The following is a 25,356-nucleotide window of genomic DNA, read 5'->3' on the forward strand; positions in this document are numbered from 1 at the left end:
CGATCGTGTGAGTCGCTCACATCGATGTATTTATACAGATCCGCAAACGCAGCGGCTCCGGGACGGAAGGGGGAAGGTCACTTGCCGCGACCGGGCTGCTGAGATCGGGGCGTCGAGCCCCCGCAGCGGCTCAGATGCCGCTCACGAGGTCTTCGAGCACGGCCTCGGGGTCGTCCGCCTTCGCGACGCCGGAGGCCAGCAGGACGCCGGCGGCGCCGAGGTCGCCGGCGGTCGACACGTCCTCGCCGGTCGAGACGCCGGCGCCGCAGAACACGTCGACCGCGGGGTCGACGGCCTCGGCGGCCGCGACCGCGTCCTCGACGATCCCCGGGTCGGCGGTGGCGACGGAGACGTCGCCGCCGATGAGCGCCGGGGGCTCGACGGCGACCGCGTCGGGGCCGAGCGCGGCCGCGGCGCCGACCTGCGCGGGGTTGTTCGCGCAGACGATCGTCTCCAGGTCGGCCCGCTCGGCCGCCCGCACGGAGCCGTCGACGTCCGCGAGCTTCAGCCGGTTCTCGGAGTGGTTGATCAGCGTCCCCTCGGCGCCGTTGTCGGCGACAGCCTCGGCGAGCGTCGAGCCCGTGTGCGAGCCGTGCCCGTTCGGCGAGACGTGCTGCGCCCACGTCTCGACGCCGGTCTCGGCGACGCGGGCGACGTCCGCGGCCTGCGGCGAGACGGCGATGCGCGCGCCGGACGCCTCGGCGACGTCGCGGGCCGCGGTCGCTACCTCGATCGGATCGCACGGGTACGCCTTGAGGTTCACCAGGATGAACATACCCACGCTGGGGGAGCGCGGCGCAAATAGGTTCGTGCTTCGCGCACGCCGCGCCCGGCGGCGGTCCGGTTCGCCGGCCCCACGCGAACCCCGGTTTCCGGGGACGGTCGCGGTCCCGGGAGCAGAAACGTCCTTATACCCCGCTGTTGTGGGTCGGACAAGGGATGTCCCTCATCGAGCTCATCGCGGGCGTGGAGGCGCACGAGGCCACGCTGACCGTGTTCAACGCCGATCCGGCGGTGACCGACGAACTCCGGGAGCACTTCGCCGACCGCAACGTCCGGATCGTCGACGACCAGACCGCCTCGGGCCCGGAGGAGTTCGCCGTCCTCGCGCGGGACGGGGAGTTCGTCACGGCCGTGACCGTCGACGAACTGCTGTCGCGGCCGGGCGAGGGGGAAACGGCGGCCACCGGCGTGGGAGTCGCCGAGTCCGACGAGGGAGGCGGCGAATCGAGGGAACGAGGCGGCGCGGGTGACCGCGTCGGGCGGCCGGTGTTGGACCACCTCGACGAGACGATGTTCACCTCCTACTCCCGGGAGGACATGGTCGCCGCGTCGAGGGAGATCGAGGACCGCGCGTGGCGGGTGGGCGACGGCGAGCTCCACGCGGGGTTCCAGACGCTCGACGTGCTCACCGGCGAGGCGGACACCTACGACCTGCTCGGCGAGAAGGAGCGGCTCGACGTCCACGCGTACGCGGCCGACGAGGGCGACGCGCCCGACGTGGAACACTACACCGTCCACGTCGGCGAGACCGCCGAGATCCGCGAGACGTGGTTCGTCGCGTACGACGGGGGCGGCTACGACGAGGCGAAGTGCGCGCTGCTCGCCGAGGAGCGCGCGCCGGGCGAGTTCTACGGCTTCTGGAGCTACGACCCCGAGACCGTCGAGTACATCATCGACTACCTCACGGAGCGGTACGGCGGCTCGGAGCAGACGGACGACGGCGGCGCGACGGTGTGACCGCCCGCCCGTCCCCGGCGACCGCGTGGCTGTCGGCCGCGACGGTCGTCGCGGCGGTCGCGACCGCGGGGAGCCTCTGGTTCAGCCTCGGACTCGGGCTCGTGCCCTGCGACCTGTGCTGGTACCAGCGGATCCTCATGTACCCGCTCGTCGCGGTCCTCGGGGTCGCGACCGTCGAGCGGCGGCCCGCGGTCTGGCGGACCGCGCTGCCGCTCGTGTCCGTCGGCCTCCCGCTCGCCGCGTACCACTCGTACCTCCAGGCGACGATGACGCAGTGTACGGTCGGCGGCCCCTGTGCGACCGTTCAGTGGCAGAGCCCGCTGCTCGGGCTCACGATCCCGAACCTGTCGCTCGTCGCGTTCGGACTGCTCGCGGTCGCGCTGGTCGGACTCCGGCGACGCGTCTGAGCGCGCGGTCGACGGGGAACGAGAAGGTCAGGCGGGGCGAGCGGGCCGGTCAGTCCTTCCGCTTGACGACGTCGCCGAGCGTCATCGTGCCCGCGTCGTCGGTCTCCCAGTCGGCGTCGTCGGACGACTGCCCCTCGACCAGGGAGATGTCGAGCGCGCGTTCGAGCTTCCGCTGGACCTCGTCGGTCGGGAGCGTGTCGCCGCGTTCGAGCTTGCGGATGAGGCTCGCCTTCTCGTTGAGCTGGTCGGCCAGCTCCTCCTGGCTCAGCCCGCGCGACTCCCGCGCCTCGCGGATCCGCTCGTCGTAGTCGGTGGCGATCTCGTCCATGTCGTCGAACATGTCGCGGCGGCGGGTCGAGCTCCCCGAGGAGCCACCGGAGCCCGAGGAACCGGACGACGAGGACGACTTCCCGGTGCTGGAGCTGGTGGAGTACTTGCCGCCGCCGGAGCTCGTCGACTCGTCGCGGACCTCGGTGCCGAAGTCCGTACACGAGCTACAGAGCTCCAGTTCGGCGCCTTCGACCTTCGTCGTCGTCAGCGAGGCCTCCTCGGCGCCACACATCTCACACTGGGGCATACGCGACGCTAACGCTCCCGTTGGTATAAAGGGTGTGCCGCGGCGTCGCGAGGAGGGTCCGCGGCGCGTCGCCCGCCGCCGCCCGCGCGGCCGCAATCGTGCCGCGGCCGGTACCGACTTGTCACCGGGGGCGGGAGAGTGGGTATGGACGTCCACGTCACGCGCTCGACCCTCCGGGGGACCGCCCGCGCGCCGCCGTCGAAGAGCTACACGCACCGCGCGCTCCTCGCCGCGGGGTACAGCGACGGCGCGACCGTCGAGTCGCCGCTCGTCTCCGCCGACACGCGGGCGACAGCCCGCGCCGTGACCGCGTTCGGCGGGGCGGTCGCGCCCGCGGGGGCCGACGGCGGAGCCGAGGCCGAGCCGGACCTCGCCGACGCCGACGCGCTCGCCGTCGAGGGGTTCGACGGCCGCCCCGCGGTCCCGGACGACGTGATCGACTGCGCGAACTCGGGGACGACGATGCGGCTCGTCACGGCCGCGGCCGCGCTCGCCGACGGCGCCACCGTCCTCACCGGGGACGGGTCGCTGCGCTCGCGGCCGCAGGGTCCGCTCCTCGACGCGCTCGGCGACCTCGGCGTCCGCGCGGAGTCGACGCGGTCGAACGGGCAGGCCCCGCTCGTGGTCGCCGGCCCGCTCGCGGGCGGCGAGGTGGCGATCCCGGGCGACGTCTCCTCGCAGTACGTCACCGCGCTGCTGATGGCCGGCGCGGTCACCGACGAGGGGGTCGAGGTCGAGCTCACGACCGAGCTCAAGTCCGCGCCGTACGTCGACATCACGCTCGAACTGCTCGCCGACTTCGGCGTCGAGGCGACGCCGGTCGACGACGACGGCGACCCGCTCGACGGCGCCGCGGGCGCGGCCGGCTTCTCGGTCCCGGGCGGGCAGACGTACGCGCCGAGCGGCGGGACCTACGCGGTGCCCGGCGACTTCTCGTCCATCTCGTACCTGCTCGGCGCGGGCGCGGTCGCGGCCGACCCCGGCGGGGCGGTCCGGATCGAGGGCGCGCGACCGAGCGCGCAGGGCGACGCCGCGATCGTCGGGATCGTCGAGGAGATGGGCGCGGCCGTCGACTGGGACCGCGAGGCCGGCGAGATCGCGGTCGAGCGCGCCGACCTCGCCGGCGTCACCGTCGACGTGGGCGACACGCCCGACCTCCTCCCGACGATCGCCGCGCTCGGCGCGGTCGCGGACGGCGACACCCGGATCGAGAACTGCGAGCACGTCCGCTACAAGGAGACGGACCGCGTCTCGGCGATGGCCGAGGAACTCGGAAAGATGGGCGCGGAGACCACGGAGGAGCCCGACGTGCTCACGGTCCACGGCTCCGAGAGCGACCTCCGGGGCGCGACGGTCGACGGCCGCGGCGACCACCGGATCGTGATGGCGCTGTCCGTCGCCGCGCTCGCGGCCGAGGGGACGACGACGGTCCGCGGCGCCGAGCACGTCGACGTCTCGTTCCCCGGCTTCTTCGACGCGATGGCCGATCTCGGGATGGACGTCGAGCGCGAGGGAGCCGAGTAGAACTCGTACACGTCGAAGCCCCGCTCCCGACAAACGGCGGCGTCACCGACCGCGTCTCAGGGCGCTCGGGCGCGTGGGTCCGACAGAATTATTGTCAGAGAATAAGGGGATAGGTCGTGGACGTACGCGAACCGGAGAGCGCGGCGGAGGTTCGGGCCGGAAGGGAACTGACCGTTCGGGCGTGGGCGGAGGGCTACGGGGACCTCCTCTCGCCGGACGCGCTGTCGACGATAGAGGAGGTGATGCTCGACCAGGACTTCGAACAGGAACACGCGGAGTTCACCGGGTCGGAGGTCGACAACCGCGCGCTCGTCGCGGTCGCCGACGACGGGGCGGGTGGTTCGACGACCGTCGTCGGCTGGGCGACCCTCGTGTGGGACGACGAGTGGACCGGCGAGTTCGTCGGCGACGACGAGGCGGAGCTCCGGGCCTGTTACGTCGACCCCGAGCATCAGGGCGCCGGCGTCGGGGGCGCGCTGGTCGAGGCGGTCCTGTCGCGCGTTCCGACGGGGTACGATCGCCTCGTCTTGGAGGCGTTCGAAGCCCACGACGAGAGCCGCGCGTTCTACGAGGGGCAGGGCTTCGAGCCGCGCGCGACGGGCGAGATCGTCGTGGTCGGCGAGTCGAACCCGTCGGTCGTCTACGCGCGGGAGTGCTGAGCGCAGGGCCGTCCGACACGGCCCGCGCGATCGCCTTCTCGGGACCGACGGGTACAGGTGTCCGCCGAAACGAAACGGGCATATGGACGACATCGACGTCGAGCCCGTCGACCGCGTCGAGGGGCCCGAAGACGAGGAGGGGGACGGCGCCGCCGTCGAGCCCGCGGAGACGGACGAGGCGCTGACCGTCGACGACGACCTCGCCGACCTTCCGGCGGGCGTCGACGCGCCCGACTACGTGCTGTACGGCGGGAAGGGCGGCGTGGGGAAGACGACGATGGCGGCCGCGACGGGGCTCGCCTCGGCCGCGGGCGGCGTCCGGACGCTCGTCGTCTCCACCGACCCCGCGCACTCGCTGTCGGACACCTACGAGACGGAGATCCCGGCAGAGCCCGCGCGCATCCGCGAGGACCTGCCCCTGTACGCCGCGGAGATCGACCCCGACGCCGCGATGGAGGAGGGGATGTTCGGCGCCGACGCCGACCCGCTCGGCGGGCTCGGCGAGATGGGCGACGCGATGGGCGGGATGGGCCCCGGCGGCGAGACGGGCGACGAAGCCGGCGAGGGCGAGGGGCTCGGCGGCCTCCTCGGCGGGACGATGCCGGGCGCCGACGAGGCCGCGGCGATGCGCCAGCTGCTGGAGTACCTCGACGACCCTCGCTTCGACCGCGTCGTCGTCGACACCGCGCCGACCGGCCACACGCTCCGGCTGCTCCAACTGCCCGAGATCATGGACTCGATGCTGGGGCGCGTGATGAAGCTCCGCCAGCGCTTCTCCGGGATGATGGACGGACTCAAGGGGATGTTCGGCGGGGGCGACGACGAGCCCGACCCGTCGGCCGACCTCGACGAGCTCCGCGAGCGCATCGAGCGCCTGCGGGCCGTCCTCCGCGACCCGGCGAAGACCGACTTCCGCGTCGTGATGATCCCCGAGGAGATGAGCGTCGTCGAGTCCGAGCGGCTGGTCGCGCGCCTCGACGAGTTCGAGATTCCGGTGGACACGCTCGTCGTCAACCGGGTGATGGAGGGCGTCGGCGACGTGACCGACGGGAGCGGCGCCGGGATCGACCCCGACTGGGTGGTCGAGCCGAACCCGGAGACCTGCGAGTTCTGCGCGCGCCGCTGGGAGGTCCAGCAGAACGCGCTCCGCGAGGCCACCGACCTGTTCCGCGGCCGCGAGGTGAAGCGCGTGCCCCTGCTCGCGAACGAGGTGCGCGGCGAGGCCGCGCTGCGGGTCGTTGCCGCCTGCCTGAACTGACCGCCGCGGCCGGGCCGGCGCCCCGTCGGCGTTACTCGGCCGCGCTCCCGAGGAGGCGGTCCCGGACCAGCTCCGCGACCCCCGTGAGGTGCGCCTGTCCGAACAGGCCCACGAGGATCGCGCCGATGGTGTTGTAGGTGAGGTCTTTGACGGTGTCTTCGAGCCCGTGCTGCGCGAGCGGCATGTCGATGCCCGTCTCGGTCGCGACGATGTCGAGCCCGAACTCGAACAGCTCCCAGAGCACGCCGAACGCGAGCACGACGACGACGATGAAGACGAACGCGAACCGCGGCGGGATGCGGATGCCGTCGCTGTGGAGGTCGACGGCCCGGAGCGTCGTGTACCCGACCGCGGCGACCAGCGAGGCCGACAGCGCGTGGGTCATGTGGTCCCACCACTCGACGCGGGCGTAGAACCCGGCCGACCCGACCGTGTGAAGGAACACCGCCATCGTGATCCACAGCGCGAGCCACGGGTCAAGGGGGAGGTCGTACCGGCGCTCCAGCGTCGCCGGGACCAGCGTGACGAGGAAGGCGATGATCCCGTTGCTTATCGCCTTCTGCTCGCCGGCGAGGAAGCCGTAGGCCACGATGGCGATCAGGAGGACCTGCATCGCGCCGGTGAGGCGCCGCTGCGACCGGATGGAGGGGCGCGGGAGCAGCCTCATCGCCGCACCACCCGTCGGATGGCGCGGCGGAGGCGGCGCCCGCGGCCCCGGAAGTAGCCGTCGAAGAGGAGCCCCGCCGCGAGCCCCGCCAGCGTGACGTACAGCCACTCGATCATCAGCGCGTCGTTCGTCGTGAGGTACGCCGTCCCGCCGCGCTGATCGAGGTTCCAGCGCAGCACCGTCCACACCGCCGCCGTCGCCAGCGTCGCCATCACGACGAAGACGACCGCGAACCAGTGGGTCACCCGCAGCGACGTGAACATGTGGAGGTCGACGGTGACCACGAGCGCCAGCGCCGCGATGGCGACGTAGGTGGCGAACGTGCCCAGCTCGCCGCCGAACACCGCGCGCACGAGGACCGGAAGCAGCGCGAGGCCGACCAGCTCCGCGGGCAGCATCGCCCGCCAGTCCCGCGCCGCGACCGTCGGCGCGAGGACGACCGCCCCGAGGCCGACGACGATGACCGCCGAGAGGAGGTCGTAGTCGAGCGCGCTCTCGACGAGCACCCCCGCCAGGACCGCGATCATCGTCCACGCCGCGAGCGCGTTGAACCGCCCGTCGCGGACCAGTCGCGCCAGCCGGTCCTCGACGGTCTCCGGCTCCCCGCCGTCCCGCTCGGCGCCGTCGTCGCCGCGGCGGCGTCGGTCTCCGTCCATACCCGGTAGGGAGACCGGCGAGGGTTATAACCTGTTGCTCCGGCCCGGGCGCCGACCGCGGAGCGCGGCCCGACGGGGCGGTCGCACGGCGAACGGACGACCTTTTAGCCCACACGACCGTCCGATCGGTATGAACTGCCGGCGGTGCGGGACCCCGTTAGAGAAGCCCGGGGACTACTGTCTGACCTGTAACACCGCCAACGCCGACGCCGTCGTCGCCGAGTTCGAGCCCGACCGCGCGCGTCTGACGCTGCTCGACGAGGACGACGTCGTGGGCGAGACGACCGTCACCACGCGCCCGGAGGACCGGGAGCGGCTGAGCGAGGTCCAACTGCGGAACTTCGCGGGCCGCGTCGCCGACGAGATCCGTCGGAAGCGCCCCGAGACCGTCTACGCCGCCGGGGAGCGCGAGCCGCTCCGCGAGACGCGCGCACAGCTCCACCACGAGTTCTACCGCGTGCCGGACGGCGGCGCGAGCGAGGGCGCCCACGACGGGGCCGGAACCGCGGGCGACCCCTCGGACGACCGCGAGGCGGACGTGAGCCCGGTCGTTCGCTGGGTCCTCGACCGCCGGGGTGACCGGTCGCTCGCGGTGGTCGAGACGCCGCCGCGGGAGAAGATCGGCGGCTCGCACTCGACGCTCATCGGCGACCGCAAGGGGCGGAAGGCCGTCCAGACCGTCGCGGAACACCCGCACGTCAAGAAGATCGTTCCCGGCCCCATCGACGCCGGCGGGACGGGCTCGCGGACCGGGCTCCGAGCGAAGGCGACGCGCGCGGGGACGAACGGCAACGTCCGACTGCTCCTCCGGGACGGCTCCAGCGTCCAGGAGAACCGGATCGTCACCACGGCGATGGACCGCGAGACCGGCGAGCGCGTCCGCGAGGACCTCAACGAGGCGCTCCGGGACGCCGAGCTCCAAGACGCGTAGGCGCGAGGGCGCCGCCGGCCGGGGGCGGTCGTCCGCCGCGCGCACCGACGTTCGGATCCGTCCGTCGATGTCCCGATCCCGGGCGTGACGGCCGGAGCCGTCCGCTGCTGTCCGCCCCTTCTTCGCGGGCTTTTTCACGAAATCGGCCGTTTCGAGCGACGTGAGTTCCCTCGTCACGCTCGGTGCGGGCGTCGTCTTCGGCCTGGCGCTCGCGGCGCCGCCCGGACCGATGAACGCGGTTATCGCCGAGGAGTCCGTCCTCCGCGGCCGCCTCGCCGGCTTCCGGGCCGGGCTCGGCGCGGCGACCGCCGACGCGATCTTCTTCGTCCTCGCGTACGTCGGCGTCGTCGCGGTCGTCGAGTCGCTCCCGCTGTTACAGGGCCTCATGGTCGCGGTCGGCGGCGTGCTGATGCTGTACTTCGCCGCCGGCGCCGCCCGGGGGGCGCGGGAGTCGTTCCGCCCGACCGCCGGCGAGGAGCCGATGGTCGCGGAGGGGAAGGGGTTCCGCAAGGCGCTGGTGCTCGCCCTGACGAACCCGTACCAGGTGCTGTTCTGGCTGACGATCGGCGTCGGGCTGCTTCAGCCGGGCGAGCTCGACGTGCTCGCGCGGCTCCCCGTGGTCGGGAGCGACCTCGCGGGGACGCTCGTGGTCGCGACCGGCTCGCCGGCGCTCATCGGCGGGTTCTTCCTCGGCGTGCTGACGTGGATCGTCGGCTTCCCGACCGGGCTCGTCGCCGCCGAGCGCCGGATCGAGACGTTCGCGCCGATCGTCGCGGTGCTGTCCGCGGTCGTGCTCGCCGGGTTCGGCGTGTACTTCCTCTACGACGCGGCGACGACGCTGGCCGCCCTCGGCGCGTAGCGGGGGCGGCCGCAAATCGATCGCCCGGGCCGACAGGCGCGCCGCGTCAGAGCGGCCCGCGGCCCGCATGGACAACGGCTTTGACCCGTCGGCGCGACCGCCCGATATGTTCGAGAAGACGACGTGGATCAAGCTCCCGCGGAACGTCCTCGTGGGACACGACGTCATCGACGACCTCGGCGAGGCGGTCGGCGAGCTCTACCTGACGGGGCGGCCGCTGATCGTGACGAGCCCGACGCCGAACGAGATCGCCGGCGACCGCGTCCGGGCGCAGTTCGACGACCCCGCGACCGCCGTCGTCGAGGACGCCTCCTTCGACGCGGTCGAGGAGCTGAAGGCGACCGCCGAGGCGGTCGACCCCGGCTACCTGATCGCCCTCGGCGGCGGGAAGCCGATCGACATCGCGAAGATGGCCGCCGACCACCTCGACGTCGGCTTCGTCTCCGTCCCGACCGTCGCCTCCCACGACGGCATCGTCTCCGGCCGCTCCTCGATCCCCGAGGGCGACACGCGCCACTCGGTCGCGGCTGACCCGCCGCTCGCCGTCGTCGCGGACACGACGCTGCTCGCGGAAGCGCCGTGGCGGCTCACCACCGCCGGCTGCGCCGACATCATCTCCAACTACACCGCCGTGAAGGACTGGCGGCTCGCCCGCCGCCTCCGCAACGTCGAGTACAGCGAGTACGCGGGCGCGCTCTCGGAGATGACCGCGGAGCTGCTCGTCGAGAACGCCGACATGATCCGCCCGGGCCTAGAGGAGTCGGCGTGGGTGGTCGTGAAGGCGCTCGTCTCCTCCGGCGTCGCGATGTCCATCGCGGGCTCCTCGCGGCCCGCCTCCGGCGCGGAGCACCTCATCTCCCACCAGCTGGACCGCATCGCGCCCGGCAAGGCGCTTCACGGCCACCAGGTCGGCGTCGCCTCGATCATGACTGAGTACCTCCACAGCGGCGAGAACGGGCGGTGGGCGGCGATCCGCGACGCGCTCGCCGAGCTCGACGCCCCCACGACCGCCGCCGAGCTGGGGATCGACGACGCCGAGCTGATCGCCGCCCTGACGAGCGCCCACGAGATCCGCGACCGCTACACGATCCTCCAGGGCGGGATCAACGAGTCGGCCGCGGTAGAGGTCGCGACCGCGACGGGCGTCATCGACGAGTGACCCCGCCTCGGGCGCGCGGACCGTCGATCGGTCCCGGCGCGACGCGGGCCGCGACCCCCGCCCACTTCCGGCGACGGCGGCCGCGCTCGAAAGGCCAATAACGCTCCCGGGAGTACACCTGATATGTCCACCGCCAGCGTTCGCGAGCGGGCCAAGGAGCGGGCCACCGCCATCACCGTCCTCCTCACCGTCGTCGGCTACGGCGCGGTCGGCGGCGTCTTCCTGGTCCCCGAGTTCCAGGCGCTGTTCCCGACGCTCACGCAGGAGACCGTGAACCTCCTCGCGCACGCCATCGCCGTCGTCAACACGTTGGCCGTGATCAGCCTCTCGCTCGGGTGGTACTGGATCCGCAACGACGAGGTGAAGAAGCACGCCGCGGCGATGACGACCTCGTTCGCGCTCATCCTCCTGTTCCTCGGGATGTACCTCCCGAAGGTCGCCGGCGGCGGCACCAAGGAGTTCGTGCTGGACTCGTCGTACGCGTGGGTCCCGCTGTGGGACTGGGTGTACCCGGCGTACCTGCTCATGCTGGCGATCCACATCGTCCTCTCCGTGGTCTCGGTCCCGGTGGTGCTGTACGCCATCGTCCTCGGGCTCACCCACACGGAGCGGGAGCTTCGGAACGAGACGCCGCACCGCCGCGTCGGCCGGATCGCGGCGAGCGCGTGGATCCTCTCGCTCGTCCTCGGCGTCGTCACCTACCTCCTGTTGAACCACCTGTACGACTCGACGTTCGCGGCCGCCGAGGCCGCGACGGCCCTGCTTCCGGCCGTGCCGGTCTGACCGCTCCCCGCCGACCCGCCGGCCGGACGCCCGCTTCCGGCCGCCCCCGCCGCCACCGAAACGCTTGAGCGGCGCCCGCGACACCGCTACCCATGACCGACTGGATCGGCGAGACGTTCACGAGCGACGCGGGCTGGAACCACCTCACCGACCTCGTCGACGTCGGCGACCGGATGGCCGGGTCCCCGGGCGAGCGCGAGGGGCTGGAGCTGACCCGCGACGCGTTCGCCGACGCCGGCGCGCGCAACGCCGCGATCGAGGAGTTCGAGATCCAGGGCTGGGAGCGCGGCGACAGCGCGGTTCGGGACGCCGCGAGCGGCGACCCCGTCGCGGTCGGCCCGAACGCCTGTATCGCGCTGCCTCGAAGCCCGAGCGGCGAGGCGGCCGGCGAGTTCGTCGACCTCGGCCACGGCGTCCCCGAGGACTTCGAGGCCGACCTGGAGGGGAAAGTCGTCATGGTCTCGTCGGACACCCCCGACTCCGTCGACCGCTTCATCCACCGCCGCGAGAAGTACTACCGCGCGGTCGACGCGGGCGCCGCCGCCTTCGTCTTCGCCAACCACGTCGAGGGGACCCTCCCCCCGACCGGCAGCGTCGGGACCGCGGACGACCCGATCGGCGCGATCCCCGCGGTCGGCGTCTCGAAGGAGACCGGCGCCCGCCTCGCGCGACGGAACGAGGGCGACGACCTGACCGTCGCGGTCGACTGCGAGACGCCGACCGCGACGAGCGGGAACGCGGTCGCCGAGCTCGGCCCCGACACCGACGAGCACCTGATCGTCTCCTCGCACGTCGACGCGCACGACCTCGCGGAGGGCGCCATGGACAACGGCGCGGGCACGGCGACCATCGTCGAGGTCGCGCGGGCGCTCGCGGCACGCGAGGACGAGCTCGGCGTGCGGGTGCGGTTCGCCGCGTTCGGCGCCGAGGAGGTCGGACTCGTCGGCTCGTCGGTGGCCGCCGAGGCGGCCGACAGGGACGCGGTCCGCGCCGTCGTCAACGTCGACAGCAACGTGTTCGGACGGACGCTCCGCGTCGACCACCACGACTTCGACGCGCTGGCGGCGGCCGCCGAGCGCGTGAGCGACCGCTTCGATCACCCGATCTCGACGGGCGAAGCGCTCGTCCCGCACAGCGACCACTGGCCGTTCGTGAAGCGAGGAATTCCTGGGTACATGATCTCCGGCGAAACCGAGGGGCGCGGCCGCGGGTGGGGTCACACCCACGCGGACACGCTCGACAAGCTGGAGTCGCGGAACCTCCGGGAGCAGGCGATCCTGCTGACCGAACTGGTCGTCGACCTCGCTGAGGCCGACGCGTCGATCCCGCGCCGGGACACCGACGAGATCGCGGCGGCGCTCGAAGCGGAGGGGAAGGCTACCGGCATGAAGCTCACCGGCGACTGGTCGTTCTGAGGCGGCAAAATCGGGGAAAACGGGACGCAGGTTGGGGGTTCGTCAGGCGACGACGAACTGGTTCCAGAACCCCTCGACGAGGAAGAACAGCGCGAAGTACGACGACCAGATCAGCACGACGAGCGAGGCGGCGATCGAGCTCTTCGGCGCCTCGATCTCCATGTCGTTGCGGGCCTCAACGTTGCGGGCCTCCAGCTCGAAGAAGTCGGCGATGAACATCGCGAGCACGAGCACGGAGAGGATCGTCCCCCGCACGGGCGCGGTGAGGATGAACACGAACGAGAGGAGGACGAGCCCGACGTTCGTGAAGACGTGGGGCGTGTACGCCTCCACGCTGTCGGCGTCCTGACCCTGTTCGACGTGCCGCCTGTGCGCGAGGTGCCGCGTCGCGAGGTTCGCGACTGTCATCACGAATATCGCGTACGGCAGCGCCGGCCCGGCGGCCGACAGCCAGCCGAGGGGTACGAGGAACTGCAGTGGGTCCATATCCACCATTTCCGTTCACGACGTATTAGAGTGTTTCCGATCGGCGCTCCGGCCGCGGGGCGGGTGACGCCGCCGCGGACGGGGGACGGGCCGCCGGTCACTGCGCCGTCGGCGCGAGGAGATCGACCCGCGCCGCGACCTCGATGGCCACCGCGCGGTGCGGCTCGACGGTCCCGCGCCGCGTCCCGTCGACGACCAGCGCGACCGGCTCCTCCTCGCGCTCGACCGTGACCCTGACGCCGCCGCTCGCGACCCAGGTGTCGGGTCGCGTGGTGAACGGGGAGACCGGGACGACCGCGAGGCCGCCGCCCGGCGACACCACCGGCCCGCCCGCCGCCGCCGCGTACCCGTCGCTGCCGAACGGCGTCGCGACCACGGCGCCGTCCGCGCGCACCGACGCCGACTCCCCGTCGTCGAGCGCGATCTCGAACTCGGAGATCCGGGCCGGCGCCGCCGTCACGAACGCGACGTCCGCGACCGCGACCCGGCGCTCGCCGTCGCCGGCGCCGTCGACCGCTAAGAGCGGGTGCCCGACCCGGGAGAACCCCTCGACGGCGTCCGAAGCGTCGTCGAGCCCGTTGACCACGGCCGCGACCCGCTCGGTCGCGCGGTCGGGGGCGACGGCGTGACGGCCGCCGCCGACCGGCAGGATCGGCGCCGGCCGCGCGTCGCTCGCCGCCGCGCGCATCGCCTCCCGAAGCGCGGCGTCCCCGGCCGCGACGACCGCGTCCGCCGCGGAGCGGTCGACGAGGCGGGCGCCCGCGGCGGTCGCCGCCGATCGGATCGCCGCCGCCGGGTCGCCGTCGCCGAGAACCGCGAGGCCGCGCGTCGGCTCACTCATGCGCGAGGGTGGGACGAGCGGCGGTGAAAAGCTCCCGGTTCGTCGGCGGACACCTTGGCGTCGCTCGCGGGGGAGCGAAACGGAAGGAGAACGGAGACGAGAAGTGAACGGTTCAGTTCGCGGCCGCGTCGTCCTCGCCGTCGTTGAGGGCGTCGCGGAGCTGGCGGCTGGCGGGGATGAGGACCCAGAACGTCAGCGCGCCGAGGATCATCAGCCAGAACAGCACGTCGCCGGCGAGCAGGCCGACCTCGCCGTACGCCGTGTTCACGCCCTCCGCCGGGTTCACGAGCTGCGAGATCTGGTAGTACGACGGCGTCCGGTACCAGCCGCCGAAGGTGATCCACCCGAGACCGCCGATCGTGAACAGGGCGAAGCCCTTCATGAACTCGTCTGCCATTATCTCACGTTTCGCTGGAGTCGTCTTGAGACTTTCCCATCCCTTGTCCGCGGAACCGGGTCCCGAGCACGTACACGGCGGTCCCGAGGACGATGAAGCCCACGCCGGTGATGGCCATGATCGCGACGAGCACGTCCTCCGGCGGGAGTATCCCGGCGTTGTCGAGCAGGTAGACTATGGTCGTCCGGACGAAGCTGATCTGGAGGGTCGCGGCGTCGATGAGCGTGAACCCGATGAAGTACGTGACGACCGCGGCGAGCGTCGAGAAGACGGTGACGGCCTTGTACAGCCGGAACGGGACGACGACCTCCCGGCCGCTCGGCCCGTCCCGCGGGCCGGTCGGCTCGTTGCGCGGGTCGGCGTCGTCGTCGGCCGCGATCGGGTCGCCGGTCTCGTCGAACGCCTGCGAGGCGTCGCCGTCTGTTGAGGATGACATGTGTGACACGGGAAGGCGGAACGGTGACCGCGACCGCGCGTCGGTCGCGGGGTCGCGGCGGGCGGGTCTCGGCCGCTTACTTCGGCGGGCGCAGCATGTAGTACCGGCGGTTGAGGTCGTACATGTACCCCTCGCGCATCGTCTTCAGCACCGCGTAGGTGATGACGCCGCCCGCTATCGGCAACATGAACACGAGCGAGAACAGCAGCTCGAGCGGGACCGAGAAGAAGTTCTGGATGGCCAGCACCGCCAGCGTGATCGCCAGGATGACCCCGGTCACGCCGAGCGCGGCCCAGCCGGGCTCCTCGACGGGGCGCCGCGCGTTCCCCTTGTTGAGGAAGGGGACGAGCGTGATGACGCCGAAGATGGCGCCGTGGGCCACGAGCCCGTACAGCTCGTTGGACATGACGATGTTCCCGCCCAGCACGGCGAGCTCGGGGTTGATCGGGCTGAGCTTCAGCAGGCCGAACGACCAGTAGAGGTACCAGTCGGGCAGGATGATCGCCGGCGTCGACCCGGGGTTCGCCGGGTCCCCGAAGTGCGAGGGGAGGATCGAGGCCACGAGCAGGATGACCCCGAGGAAGAACGAGGTGATAGCGAGGTTGCGGATCGTCTCGTGGGGCCACGTCGGGAAGCCGAGCACGTCGCGCTCGACGTACGTCGACTCCGCGCGCAGGTCCTCGTCCTCGCGCCGGGAGCGCTCGAAGTACTGGTAGGTGAGCTGGGCGAGCCCCTGGCTGCGCTCCTTCCGCTCGGACCAGGTCGGCGTCTCGTCGTCCGGCGGGACCGTCGCCGGCGGCCCGCCGTCGGTCCGCGCCTCGTCGTCGGTGCCTCCGTCCGTCATGGGGGTGGTGTCGTCGGTCATTGGATTAGTGCGGCTCCGCGATGCCCTGCACCCAGACGATGCCGACGTGGATCGCGATGAGCGCGGTGACCACGAACGGCAGCACGAACACGTGCAGGATGTACATTCTCACGAGCGTCGCCTGTCCGAGGGTGAACCCGCCGAACAGCAACTGGGCCGCCCACTCGCCCACGATGGGGGTCGCGAGCGCCAGTTCGACGCCGATCTGCGCCGCCCAGAAGGACAGCTGCTTCCACGGGAGGACGTACCCGGAGAACCCGAACAGCAGCGTCAGGGCGATGAGCACGACGCCGAGGATCCAGTTGACCTCGCGCGGCTCCTTGTACGCGCCGGTAAAGTAGACGCGCAGCATGTGGAGGAACACCGCCGCCACCATGAACTGCGCCGCCCAGCGGTGGATCGACCGGAGCATGAAGCCGAACTGGACGTCCTGCATGATCATCACCATCGAGTCGTACGCGGCGGTCGGGTCGCCCTGCGCCGCCGCCCCCGCGGTCGACGGCGCGTAGTAGAACCCGAGCATGGCGCCGGACACCGCCGCGAGCAGGTACGCGATGATAGAGAGAGACCCGAGCGAGTACAGCGGGTACCAGTACCAGAACTTGTTGTCGAGGTCGTACTGTTCCGTGTGGCTCTTCGGCATCTGGAGGTTCGCGCGGTAGTACATCGTCTCCAGCAGCTCGAGGTAGTCGACGATGCGGAGCCGCTTGTCCAGCCAGATGAGCGTGGTCAGGAACGCCGTCTCGATGGCGGTGAGGTCCTGACTCTTGAGCCACGCGTTGTGGTCCATGTCGTCTTGTTTTTTCAGACTCATTGTCGAATCACTTCTTGTAGTACGGGTACACCGCGCGTTTCAGCGTCTCCGCGAGCCCGCCGGTGTCAATTCCCTTGCCGTCTTTGTCCTCCTCGCGGACGTACAGGTCCTCCCACTTACGGCGGCGCTTCTTCACGATCATCACGTCCGGAAGGAACTCTTTCCGGTACAGGAGGAGGATGAACGCGAGATCAATAAAGATGAAGGCCAGGAGCGCGCCGACGTACATGTTCCCCGCCTCCGTCGACGCCCACGCGGACATCAGCCCGTAGGTGAAAAGCGAGACGAAGACGACCTCGATGACGGTGAGGAGGACGATCGCGATCGCGGCGGCGGTGCTCTCGCGGGCCGGCTCGTACCGGTGGATGTCCCCGTACGAGGAGTTGCCGGAGCTCATCTCGCACCCCCGTGGCCGGTGTGGGCCGACTCGCCGTACTTGAGCATGTAGAACGTGAACACGAACGTCATCCCGATGCCGAGCATCGCGGAGATGCCGACCCAGTGGGCGTGGAGGGGGACGCCGACCTTGGCGATGTCCTCCGGCCACCCGGTGTTCGCCCCGCCGGTCTCGACGGTGGCGACGTCCTCGCCGACGGCGATGCCGCCGTGCATGCCGACCGCGGTGTGGGGGACGCAGTGGTAATGGGTGATGCCGGCGTCCTCGCTCGACGTCTCGTACTCGTAGGTGTACCCCTCCTCGCCGACGGGGTCTCCGCTGTCGAGGCTGGCCGGGCCGCCGTCGTCGACGGTCTGGACGTTGTGGTCGCCGCCCGCGCCCGTCCACTCCCAGGTGATCGTCGTCCCCTCGTCGACCCAGACGAGGGTCGGGTCGAACGCGAGGCCGTTGCTGCCGGCGCCGACCGAGATGGTCACCGAGTCCTGGCCGCGGGCGTCGGTGTACGACCCGACGTTGCCGCTCGACGCGCCGCTCGGCCAGTCGGGCTGTACCTCCTGTGCAGCCACCGTTCCGGTCGCCCCGGCGGAGGCCGCGACGGCGGCGGTCGCGCCGCCGGCCGTCCGCACGAAGTCCCGCCTTTTCATACGGTTTCACTCAGGACGGGCCCCGCTTAAACCCTCCGACTGAAACCGCCGACGTGGAGGAGGTTGGAGGGGCTGAGACGGCCGAAATCGGCGTAATTACTCGTCTCGGTCGCGGTCGGTCGCGGCGGCGTCGCGGTCGGTCACGACGCCGTCCTCGACGGGCACGAACTCGGGCCGCTCCTTCGCCTCGCGGAGCGCCCGGAGCCGCTCCCGGTACTCCTCCGAACGGAACCGGTCGGAGAGCCGCGCGTTCGCCACCATCGCGAAGAGGAAGACGCCCACCAGCAGGAAGACGATCCCCATCACCGGAGCGACGATAGTTCCGAGGTCGGCCACGGCGCTCGCGACGAGGAGCGCCGCGCCGGCGAGCACCTGGATCGCGGCGACGACCTGTACCACGAGGTTGCCGAACTCGCCGGAGCCCTCGGGGACGCTGTCGGGGTGCGGGAGCGACCAGTCCTCCGGCGGCTCGGGCACCTCGTACGAGTCCATCGCCGCGAGCGCGACGACGGGCTCGATGTCCCGGAGCACCGTCCCCTCGCCGCGGACCTCGCCCGTGGGGCGGATGATCGCGTACCCCTCGTCGGAGTAGACGAGGATGCGTTCCTCGCCGTCCTCGCGGACGCGCTCCAAGACCCCGAACACGTCCCGGGTCGCGATCCGGGACTTCAGCTCGGCGTCGACGCGGTCTAAGAGTCGGTCGCCGGTGATCCACGTGTCGGGGTCGAACGCGGCGTCCCACTCCTCGGCGCTCATCCGGGCCATGTCGGACGGGCCGAAGTCGTCGAAGTCGTACTCCGACTCGACGCGCTCGCGGAGGGCCTCGATGTCGGCCTCGTCGTCTCGGGTCCCCTCGTCGGCCGTCGAGCTCCCTCCGTCCTCGCCCGTCGGTCCGGGGTCGTCCGGACCGTCGGGAGCCGGATCGGCCGACTCCTCCGGCGGCGACTCCGACTCCGACCGCGTCGAGGTGTCCTCCATCACCCCGGCGCTACGTGCTCCTGACGCTAACTGTTTTCGTCCGCGCCCGGCCGCCGGGAAGACGGGACGGGGGGCGGGCGACCGCGTCGCCGGACGCGGATCGCGGGGCTTTACGCGCCGGAGCACGTACCCGTCGACATGGTCGACGAGTCGGTCATCGCGGCGCTCGCCGGGGTGTCCGTGACGACGAGCCTCCCGTTCCTCCTGTACGGGGCCTGGATCATGATCGACGCGGAAACGGTGTCGTGGAACGTGCTGATGCGGCACCTCCGGTACATCCTCGTCGGGCTGGTGCTCACGACGGTCCCCATCGTCACTTGGATGATCCCGCGCGTCCTCGACCAGGTGAGCGGGATGGCGATCCTCCACGCGTTCTTCGGCGTTCAGGCGTACGCCCTGCTGGCGTTCGCGCTCACCGGCATCGTGCGGATCTTCCAGGCGAAGCGGAACGCGGACGCCTACGAGGACCCCAGCGTGGACATCGACGAGCTCCACGAGGACATGGGCCACTGGCGGAAACGCCTCAGGGCGGGGGTCGCGGGGTTCATGCTGCTGTGGCTGTGCGCGTGGGTGACCGGGCTCTACCGGCTGGTCACGCTCCACTTCGGGTCGGCGTTTTAGGCCCGGTCTCCCCGACCGACAGGTTCAATCCGGGTTTGGCCCTAACGGTGGTATCGTGGCAGTCACCTTCGACCTCTTCGGGACCCTCGTCGACGTCGAGTACCCGTCAGACCCGGCGGAAGCGGTCGCGCGCGAACTGGAGTCCCGCGACGTGACGGTCCCCGACGACTGGCACGTCGCGTACGGCGAACAGCACGTCGAGGCGCCGGCCGGCGCGGAGGTCCCCCTCCCCGCGCACGTCGCCCGCGCGCTCGACTCGCGGGGCGTCGACGCGCCCCAAAACATCGCCAGGCACGCCGTGATCGCGGCGTTCGACCCCGACGTGACCCGGCGCGACGACGCGCTTGACGCCGTCCGGGGCGCCGCCGAGCGCGGCCCGGTCGGCCTCCTCTCGAACTGCGCGGTCCCCGAGCTCGTCCCGCGGACGCTGATCCGCGCGGGGCTCCGCGGCGAGTTCGACGCGGTCACGACGAGCGTCGGCTGCGGCTGGCGGAAGCCCCATCCCTCCGCGTTCGAGGCCGCGGCCGAGGCGCTCGGGACCACCACCACCGGGCTCGTCCACGTCGGCGACGACGCCGAGACCGACGGCGGCATCGTCGCCGCGGGCGGCCGCTTCGTCGACGTGACGGAGACGCCGCTGTCCGAGGTCGTCGGCGAACTCGAGGCCGAGCCGTAGGCAAGACCGACGGCGCCGAGCGGCCGCGTCAGTCGAAGCCGCGGTCCGCCAGCCGCGCGCGCCACGCCTCGTCGACCCGCCCCTCCGCGACCAGCTTCTCGACGTGCGCGACGACCGTCGCTCGGGCGAGGTCCCGCACGCCGGTGAGGTCTTTTTCGTAGGCGCCGTCGACGACCGCGTCGACGTCGGTCGCGCCGGCGTCGATCGCGGCGGTCACGTCGCGCTCGCGGTCGATCCGGTGGTCGATCAGCCGCTGACAGGTCGCCTGGGGATCGTCGATCGGCGGCCCGTGCCCGGGGAGCAAGCGACCGTAGCCGGCGTCGCGGACCCGTTTGAGGCTCGCGAGGTACGCGGACAGGTCGCCCTCGGGCGCGGCGACCGCGACGCTCCCCTCGGCGACGGCGAGGTCGCCACAGCACAGCACCGCGCGCCCGGGGGCGTCGGGGTCGCCGGCCGCGAACGCGAGGTGGTCCGGCGCGTGCCCCGGGGTGTCGACGGCGCGGACGGCAGTGCCCGCGACCCGCTCGCCCGGCGCGACAGTCTCGTCCGGCTCGGTCCCGGTCGCCGCGGCGAACCGGTCCGCGTGGCCCTCGCGGGCGACGACGGTCGCCCCCGTCGCGGCGGCGTAGTCGGCGACCGCGCCGACGTGGTCCGGGTGGGCGTGGGTGACCGTTACGGCCTCGAGGCCGGGATCACCGGGACGGTCCGCCGCGACAGCCGCGTTGAGCGCGTCCGTCCGGGCGGCCGGGTCGATCAGCACGCCGTCAACGACGTACGCGTTCGTGGTCCCGCCCGGCGCGCGCGTGTCGACCGGGACCTCGACCCGCGTGACCGCGGGGTCGCGGGGCCGTTCCGCGTCGCCGGGGTCGTCGGCCGCCATCGCTCAGTCCCCGCGGCCGAGCGACGACCGCGCGGCCGGACCGGGGCCGGACCCGCGTCGGTCGCGGCCCGGGATCGGCATGTCGGTGTCGCCCGCGACCGCGTAGGCGGCGAGGTCGACGGTCCCCGGGGCGACCGCGTCGACGGCGTCGACGGAGTCGTACGGGCGGCCGACCACGACGTCCCCGGCCGTGCTCCGGTTGATCCCGGGGATCGCCGTCAGCTCGTCCATCGACGCCGCGTTCACGTCGAGCGGGTACGGGACGCCCGTCACGGAGCGGTAGCCGTGGTCGGTGATCGCCACGTCGATGCTGGTGCCTAACTCGCGCTCGCCGGGGACCGCGACCAGCAGCGCGTAGGTGCCGAGCTGGCGCCCGAACGTCTTGCCGTCCTGGTGGTACTCCAGGTGGACGTCCGGGAGGACGGTCCCCGGCGGGACCACGCGGTCGAGCATCGGGTTGTCGATGGTCTCGCGCACCTCGCGCTTGTACGCCTGGAACTGGTCTTTGTGCTCCTGTGCGACCTCGGCGCCCGTCTCGGCCATCTCCGTGCCGGCGAACGCCATCACCTGCCGGATGTTGATCCGGCGGAGCATCAGCCCCTCGTCGTAGACGGTCTGGAGGAAGCGCTTGTTGTGCTCGTACGTCTCCGGTCGCTCGCCGGTCAGCCCGTGGACGAGGTTGATCCCGGGGAGCAGCTTCGGCAGCCGCGGCGAGGCGTCCGGGCCGGTCGAGGGACCGGTGACGCGGGAGGCGTCGCCCGGCGTCGTCGTCGGGTCGTCCCCGGGGCGCCAGCCGCCCTCCTCGTTGACGACGCGGACCGCCTCCAGACACTCCTCGGCGGTGACGAGCAGGTTGTTCTCCTCCTGGACCACGGGGTCGGCCGACTCCAGCCCGAACGCGGCCGTGTCGCCGGGGGTGTTGTGCTCGGCGATGACGCGGATCGCCTCGCGGGACGCCTCGGGGTAGTCGGTGATCGTCACCGGGTTCATGTTGTCGAGGTGGAGCGTCCGGAGGTCGGGGGCGACCTCGCGGATCCCGCCGTACAGCTCGCGGAGCGCGTCGGGGTTCGGCGCCTCGCCGTCGCCGCCGAACGCGAGGATGTCGGCCTGCCGCCCGAGCCGGAAGTGCCTGACCCCGCGGTCCGAGAGTGCGTCGACCTCGTCGACGACCGACCGCGCCGCGCGGAACGCCGGGTCGCCGTACAGCGGCTCCGTACAGAAGGAACAGCGGTACGCGCAGCCGCGGGAGGTCTCCATCTCGCAGATGAGGTAGTCGGGGTGGTTCGGGTGCTGCTCGACGACGAACGCTCCCCGCCGCGCCCAGCGGTCGACCTCCTCGTTCGTCCGCATCCGGTTGCCGTACCCCTCTAACCCCTCGCGGACGAGGTCGTGGGCCGCGGCCTCGACGTCGCCCATCGCGACGAAGTCGTAGTCGAGGTCGTCGCGCTGCGTCTCCTGTGCGCCCGCGTTCTCCTCGCCGACCCCGAACCGCACGGGACCCCCCAGGAGCGTCACGCCGTCCGCGGTCCAGCCGAGTTCGCGGACCTCGTCGGGCTCCGCGGGGGTGCCGCCGACGTACTTGCCGGGCACCGTCATCCCGCCGACGTACACCATCAGGTCCGCGTCCGCCACGTCGGCGTGCTTCGAGCGGTCCTCGCGGAGTTCGTCGATGGTGTGATACGTGATCTGCGACTCCGGGACGCCCGCGTCGACGAGCGCGCCGGCCGTGTACCGCGGGTACGTCGAGAGGTACGGCGGGACGCCGAAGTGGGCCGGCTCGTCGACGTACCCGTCGACGATGGTGACGGCGAGGTCGTTCGGGTCGGCCGGGAGCGACCCCCGGGCCGACGCGGGCGAATCGGTCATGTTACCTCCCGTAGTCGGCCGAGAGGGGAAAAGCGTGCGGAACGCCGGGATGGTCGCCGGATCGCTTATACCGGAACGCGCGGAAGCGCCGGCCATGCCCTCCGAGACGCCCGCGACCGCCGAGACGCGCTCGGATGACGGTCCCCCCTCGGCCGCCGACGAGCCCTCTCGATGGAAACGAATCGGAAACGCGGTTTCGCTCGCCGCGCTCTGCGCGCTCGCCGCGATACAGTTCCTCGGCGCCGACCCTCGGCCCTGGGGGCTCGCGGCCGGGTGGGCCGCGGCGACCGCGTTCGGCCTCGGACCGGTCGCGTGGCTCGCCCGCGACCGCCTCTCGCCGGAACGCTACGAGACGCTGACCTACGTCGCCTTCGGCGCCGCGATCCTCGCCGTCTCCGTCGGGCTGGGCGTCGCGCTCGCGTTCGGGGTCCCGTATTACCCGTACGGTCCCGGCTTCCTCGCCGGCGTGGCGGTCGGCATCGCAGTCGTCGCGGTCGCCGAGCGCACGATCGTCCCGGAGCGCATGCGCGGCGCGGGGATCTGACCGCCGCGCGGCGCGTTCGGCGCTCCCGGGTCGCCGCCGCCACGCCGTTTAAGCCCTCGCCGACACAACTGGCTCGTATATGCCATCGACGATGGAGGTCAAGTGCGAGAGCGACGACTGCGAGCTGGACATGTTCGAGAACCACTACACGTACGACGTACCGGACGACCACGCCGTGGAGGACCTCTCGTGTCCGTACTGCGGGGGGAGCGACCTGGTCGAAATCGAGGTGTGAGCCGTGGGCCGACTCGTTGAGACCGGTCGCTCGGCGCTCCGGAGCGCCCTCGAACGCGTCGGTCGCGGGTGGGGGCGCGTCCAGGAGCGGCGCCCGCTCTCCACCGACCTCCTCGAGAGCGACGACGCGTACCTCGTCGTCTTCGACGCCCCCGGCGTCCGCGGCGAGGACGTCGACGTCACCTTCCTCGACCGCACCGTCGAGGTGAACCTCGAACGCTTCCGCGACTTCTACGACGGATACGACCTCGTCTTCCCCGGCCGCGGCGTCTCGCTGTCCGGGCGCGTCGACCTCCCGCGCGACGCCGAGGTGACGCCCGAGGGCGCGAACGCGACGCTCACGCGCAACGGGACGCTCCACGTCGAGATACCCAAACGCGGCGGGTCGAGCGACGTCGACGTCGTCGAAGAGAGCGACTGAATCTCCCTTTTCCCGTCCCGCACCGGCGGGCTACTCCCCGTCCGTCCGGTTCGACAGCGACATCCCCTCCGTGATCTCGAAGGACTCGTCGCCGTCGAACCGCGCGGGGTCGAACGCGCCGATCCACGGCGAGTCCGACGCGTCGACCGCGACGCCCGCGAGCGACGCGAGCACGCCCTCGGCGACCGTCTCGCCCGTCGCCGGCGCGCGCATGAACCCGTGTCCTTGCCACCCGGCGGCGACGAAGAGCGTCGGGCCCGCCTCGGCGCCCGCGTCGACCGGCCCCATCACCGGGTCGCCGTCGGGCGTCGCGGTACAGAGCCCGGCCCACGCCCGCGCGTCGCCGAGGTCGCGGCCGGTGCCCGCCGAGCGACCGGTCGAGTCGGCCCGGGCGAGTCGCTCGTCGAGGACGGCCCCGATGTCCTCGCGGAACCAGTCGTCCGCCTCCCGACGGTAGTCGTCCGGATCGGCCGGGACCGGTTCGGTGCCGTCGCCCGCGAGCAGGCCGTCCGGATGCGGGCGGAGGTACGCGTCCGCGGTGGCGTCGTAGACCATCGGGCCGTCGTAGGCGTCCCGGGCCACGAGCGCCTGAACGCGGTAGGGGACGACCGGGACCGAGACGCCCGCGTCCGCGAGCAGCGAGCGCGTGTGCGCCCCGGCCGCGACGACGACCGCGTCGAACGCGCGCCGCTCGGCCGCCGGTGCCCCGCCGTCAGCGTCGCCGCGGACCCGTATCTCGCGCCCCGCGTCGGTCCGCGGGCCGATTTCCACCGCCGTTTCCGTCTCGACCGCGACGCCCTCGCGAGCGGCGCGCTCGCCGAGCGCGCGGACGTAGCTCGGGGGATCCGTCCACCCCGCGCCCTCCGCGACCGCGGCGACGGCGAGGTCGTCGGTCCGGAGCGACGGGAAGCGGTCGCGGAGCGCGTCGGGCGCGACGACCGACACCTCGCGGCCGTGCTCGCGCATGCGGTCGACCATCGCCGGGACGGCGTCGGCGTCCGGGTCGCCCTCGCGGACCGCGATGACGTACGGGCACGCGGCGAAGGAGAAGCCGGGCAGCGAGCGGTCGAACGCGCGGAACCGCTCCAGCGCGCGGGCGCCGACCGCGGCGTCGACGTCCTCGGCGTAGGCGTCGTAGAGGACCCCGGCCGCGCGCCCGGAGCTCTCGGCCGCCAGGTCCCCGCGCTCGTAGAGCGTCACGTCGGCGCCGCGGGCCGCGAGGTCGTGCGCGGCGGTGACGCCGACCGTGCCGCCGCCGACGACCGCGACCGACCGGGCGGACTCGTCTGCTTCGGTCATGGATCTGGACACGCGAGCGACGACGAAAAGCCTCCGGGACGACGATTGCGTATACACTACTGCGGTGGCGCGTGCCTGCGAGCGGCCGCCGGAGGCGGTCGCGAGTCAGCACGCGCGAGGGAGTAGTCGCCCGAAGCGGAGCGAGGGCGACTGACGAGGCTGGGGAGGCGCGAGGGGCGGTCGTGGTGCGGGGCGGGACACAAAGGGGCAGTCGCGAGGCCGCAGTAGGCGACGTAAGCACCGCAGCGAGCGGAGCGAGCGAGGAGCGCAACGAGCGTACTGCGGCCTCGCGACTGGGGCTTTGGCGGAGTTCCCCGTAGTG

The 25,356-nt window shown here is 72.2% G+C and carries 31 protein-coding genes; 15 read left to right on the forward strand and 16 right to left on the reverse strand.

Annotation, left to right across the window (positions count from 1 at the left end):
• Positions 1–130: 130 nt before the first annotated feature.
• Positions 131–775, reverse strand: coding sequence for a triose-phosphate isomerase (gene tpiA / locus HPS36_RS02715; protein ID WP_137717524.1), 645 nt, complete (start codon positions 773–775; stop codon positions 131–133).
• A gap of 164 nt (positions 776–939) precedes the next feature.
• On the opposite strand from tpiA, the gene HPS36_RS02720 reads away from it, so the two are divergent.
• Entirely contained in the window at positions 940–1,740 is an 801-nt protein-coding gene (locus HPS36_RS02720) for a DICT sensory domain-containing protein (RefSeq protein ID WP_173228413.1), read from the forward strand.
• Entirely contained in the window at positions 1,737–2,147 is a 411-nt protein-coding gene (locus HPS36_RS02725) for a disulfide bond formation protein B (protein ID WP_137717522.1), read from the forward strand. The genes HPS36_RS02720 and HPS36_RS02725 overlap by 4 nt, the downstream gene beginning before the upstream one ends.
• A gap of 49 nt (positions 2,148–2,196) precedes the next feature.
• On the opposite strand, the gene HPS36_RS02730 is transcribed toward HPS36_RS02725, so the two are convergent.
• Positions 2,197–2,724 (reverse strand): multiprotein bridging factor aMBF1, encoded by a 528-nt coding sequence (locus HPS36_RS02730; RefSeq protein ID WP_173228414.1) that lies wholly within the window; start codon positions 2,722–2,724, stop codon positions 2,197–2,199.
• A 144-nt stretch (positions 2,725–2,868) separates the two neighbouring features.
• Here HPS36_RS02730 and aroA point away from each other — a divergent pair, with 144 nt between their 5' ends.
• The 3 genes from aroA to HPS36_RS02745 all read left to right on the forward strand — a co-directional run bounded on the left by aroA (position 2,869) and on the right by HPS36_RS02745 (position 6,165).
• Entirely contained in the window at positions 2,869–4,248 is a 1,380-nt protein-coding gene (gene aroA / locus HPS36_RS02735) for a 3-phosphoshikimate 1-carboxyvinyltransferase (RefSeq protein WP_173228415.1), read from the forward strand.
• A 116-nt stretch (positions 4,249–4,364) separates the two neighbouring features.
• Positions 4,365–4,907: a GNAT family N-acetyltransferase gene (locus HPS36_RS02740; protein ID WP_137717520.1), complete on the forward strand. Its 543-nt coding sequence runs from the start codon at positions 4,365–4,367 to the stop codon at positions 4,905–4,907.
• Positions 4,908–4,989: 82 nt separating this feature from the next.
• Positions 4,990–6,165, forward strand: coding sequence for an ArsA family ATPase (locus HPS36_RS02745; RefSeq protein ID WP_173228416.1), 1,176 nt, complete (start codon positions 4,990–4,992; stop codon positions 6,163–6,165).
• A 31-nt stretch (positions 6,166–6,196) separates the two neighbouring features.
• Here HPS36_RS02745 and HPS36_RS02750 read toward each other — a convergent pair whose 3' ends face one another.
• Both HPS36_RS02750 and HPS36_RS02755 read right to left on the reverse strand, forming a co-directional pair.
• Positions 6,197–6,832: a hypothetical protein gene (locus HPS36_RS02750; protein WP_173228417.1), complete on the reverse strand. Its 636-nt coding sequence runs from the start codon at positions 6,830–6,832 to the stop codon at positions 6,197–6,199.
• Positions 6,829–7,488 (reverse strand): hypothetical protein, encoded by a 660-nt coding sequence (locus tag HPS36_RS02755; protein WP_121561829.1) that lies wholly within the window; start codon positions 7,486–7,488, stop codon positions 6,829–6,831. Before HPS36_RS02755 ends, HPS36_RS02750 begins: the two co-directional genes overlap by 4 nt.
• A gap of 130 nt (positions 7,489–7,618) precedes the next feature.
• On the opposite strand from HPS36_RS02755, the gene HPS36_RS02760 reads away from it, so the two are divergent.
• The 5 genes from HPS36_RS02760 (at position 7,619) to HPS36_RS02780 (ending at position 12,635) form a co-directional block, all read left to right on the forward strand.
• Entirely contained in the window at positions 7,619–8,419 is an 801-nt protein-coding gene (locus HPS36_RS02760; protein ID WP_173228418.1) for a DUF2103 domain-containing protein, read from the forward strand.
• A gap of 160 nt (positions 8,420–8,579) precedes the next feature.
• Positions 8,580–9,278, forward strand: a complete 699-nt coding sequence (locus HPS36_RS02765) for a LysE family translocator (RefSeq protein ID WP_173228419.1) — start codon at positions 8,580–8,582, stop codon at positions 9,276–9,278.
• A 106-nt stretch (positions 9,279–9,384) separates the two neighbouring features.
• Entirely contained in the window at positions 9,385–10,437 is a 1,053-nt protein-coding gene (locus HPS36_RS02770; protein ID WP_137717514.1) for an NAD(P)-dependent glycerol-1-phosphate dehydrogenase, read from the forward strand.
• Between the two features lie 123 nt (positions 10,438–10,560).
• Positions 10,561–11,220: a DUF420 domain-containing protein gene (locus tag HPS36_RS02775; protein WP_137717513.1), complete on the forward strand. Its 660-nt coding sequence runs from the start codon at positions 10,561–10,563 to the stop codon at positions 11,218–11,220.
• Positions 11,221–11,312: 92 nt separating this feature from the next.
• Positions 11,313–12,635, forward strand: coding sequence for a M28 family peptidase (locus HPS36_RS02780; protein WP_173228420.1), 1,323 nt, complete (start codon positions 11,313–11,315; stop codon positions 12,633–12,635).
• Positions 12,636–12,677: 42 nt separating this feature from the next.
• Here HPS36_RS02780 and HPS36_RS02785 read toward each other — a convergent pair whose 3' ends face one another.
• The 9 genes from HPS36_RS02785 to HPS36_RS02825 form a co-directional block, all read right to left on the reverse strand.
• Positions 12,678–13,121, reverse strand: a complete 444-nt coding sequence (locus HPS36_RS02785; protein WP_173228421.1) for a DUF7313 family protein — start codon at positions 13,119–13,121, stop codon at positions 12,678–12,680.
• Between the two features lie 97 nt (positions 13,122–13,218).
• Positions 13,219–13,962 carry an NAD(+)/NADH kinase gene (locus HPS36_RS02790; RefSeq protein ID WP_173228422.1) on the reverse strand — a complete coding sequence of 248 codons (744 nt, stop codon included), beginning with the start codon at positions 13,960–13,962 and terminating at the stop codon, positions 13,219–13,221.
• A gap of 112 nt (positions 13,963–14,074) precedes the next feature.
• Positions 14,075–14,359 carry a DUF7314 family protein gene (locus HPS36_RS02795; protein ID WP_137717509.1) on the reverse strand — a complete coding sequence of 95 codons (285 nt, stop codon included), beginning with the start codon at positions 14,357–14,359 and terminating at the stop codon, positions 14,075–14,077.
• A gap of 4 nt (positions 14,360–14,363) precedes the next feature.
• Complete coding sequence (locus HPS36_RS02800) at positions 14,364–14,795, reverse strand: DUF7315 family membrane protein (protein WP_053771623.1); 432 nt, start codon at positions 14,793–14,795, stop codon at positions 14,364–14,366.
• A gap of 76 nt (positions 14,796–14,871) precedes the next feature.
• Entirely contained in the window at positions 14,872–15,660 is a 789-nt protein-coding gene (locus HPS36_RS02805; protein WP_137717508.1) for a cytochrome b family protein, read from the reverse strand.
• Between the two features lie 4 nt (positions 15,661–15,664).
• On the reverse strand, positions 15,665–16,474 hold the full coding sequence (locus HPS36_RS02810) for a cytochrome b (protein ID WP_053771625.1): 810 nt from the start codon (positions 16,472–16,474) through the stop codon (positions 15,665–15,667).
• Positions 16,475–16,481: 7 nt separating this feature from the next.
• On the reverse strand, positions 16,482–16,871 hold the full coding sequence (locus HPS36_RS02815; RefSeq protein WP_121561821.1) for a DUF7318 family protein: 390 nt from the start codon (positions 16,869–16,871) through the stop codon (positions 16,482–16,484).
• Positions 16,868–17,515 (reverse strand): halocyanin domain-containing protein, encoded by a 648-nt coding sequence (locus tag HPS36_RS02820; RefSeq protein WP_121561820.1) that lies wholly within the window; start codon positions 17,513–17,515, stop codon positions 16,868–16,870. The genes HPS36_RS02815 and HPS36_RS02820 overlap by 4 nt, the downstream gene beginning before the upstream one ends.
• A gap of 96 nt (positions 17,516–17,611) precedes the next feature.
• Complete coding sequence (locus HPS36_RS02825) at positions 17,612–18,493, reverse strand: DUF7319 domain-containing protein (protein ID WP_173228423.1); 882 nt, start codon at positions 18,491–18,493, stop codon at positions 17,612–17,614.
• Between the two features lie 138 nt (positions 18,494–18,631).
• Between HPS36_RS02825 and HPS36_RS02830 the strand changes: the two genes are divergently transcribed.
• Both HPS36_RS02830 and HPS36_RS02835 read left to right on the forward strand, forming a co-directional pair.
• Positions 18,632–19,114 carry a DUF7321 family protein gene (locus HPS36_RS02830; protein WP_053771629.1) on the forward strand — a complete coding sequence of 161 codons (483 nt, stop codon included), beginning with the start codon at positions 18,632–18,634 and terminating at the stop codon, positions 19,112–19,114.
• Positions 19,115–19,169: 55 nt separating this feature from the next.
• Positions 19,170–19,790, forward strand: a complete 621-nt coding sequence (locus HPS36_RS02835; protein WP_173228424.1) for an HAD family hydrolase — start codon at positions 19,170–19,172, stop codon at positions 19,788–19,790.
• A 28-nt stretch (positions 19,791–19,818) separates the two neighbouring features.
• Here HPS36_RS02835 and HPS36_RS02840 read toward each other — a convergent pair whose 3' ends face one another.
• A complete protein-coding gene (locus HPS36_RS02840) occupies positions 19,819–20,670 on the reverse strand; it encodes an MBL fold metallo-hydrolase (protein ID WP_173228425.1) in 852 nt (283 codons plus the stop codon).
• Positions 20,671–20,673: 3 nt separating this feature from the next.
• Positions 20,674–22,536, reverse strand: coding sequence for a radical SAM protein (locus HPS36_RS02845; RefSeq protein WP_173228426.1), 1,863 nt, complete (start codon positions 22,534–22,536; stop codon positions 20,674–20,676).
• 94 nt (positions 22,537–22,630) lie between these two features.
• On the opposite strand from HPS36_RS02845, the gene HPS36_RS02850 reads away from it, so the two are divergent.
• The 3 genes from HPS36_RS02850 (at position 22,631) to HPS36_RS02860 (ending at position 23,735) form a co-directional block, all read left to right on the forward strand.
• Positions 22,631–23,080, forward strand: coding sequence for a hypothetical protein (locus HPS36_RS02850; RefSeq protein ID WP_173228427.1), 450 nt, complete (start codon positions 22,631–22,633; stop codon positions 23,078–23,080).
• 79 nt (positions 23,081–23,159) lie between these two features.
• A complete protein-coding gene (locus HPS36_RS02855; protein ID WP_008581677.1) occupies positions 23,160–23,315 on the forward strand; it encodes a DUF7559 family protein in 156 nt (51 codons plus the stop codon).
• 3 nt (positions 23,316–23,318) lie between these two features.
• Positions 23,319–23,735 (forward strand): Hsp20/alpha crystallin family protein, encoded by a 417-nt coding sequence (locus tag HPS36_RS02860; RefSeq protein WP_137717500.1) that lies wholly within the window; start codon positions 23,319–23,321, stop codon positions 23,733–23,735.
• A 30-nt stretch (positions 23,736–23,765) separates the two neighbouring features.
• Here the strand turns inward: HPS36_RS02860 and HPS36_RS02865 are convergent, their stop codons facing one another.
• Positions 23,766–25,034: an NAD(P)/FAD-dependent oxidoreductase gene (locus HPS36_RS02865; protein WP_173228428.1), complete on the reverse strand. Its 1,269-nt coding sequence runs from the start codon at positions 25,032–25,034 to the stop codon at positions 23,766–23,768.
• Positions 25,035–25,356: the final 322 nt, after the last annotated feature.

The organism is Halorubrum salinarum (assembly GCF_013267195.1).
Lineage (GTDB): Archaea > Halobacteriota > Halobacteria > Halobacteriales > Haloferacaceae > Halorubrum > Halorubrum salinarum.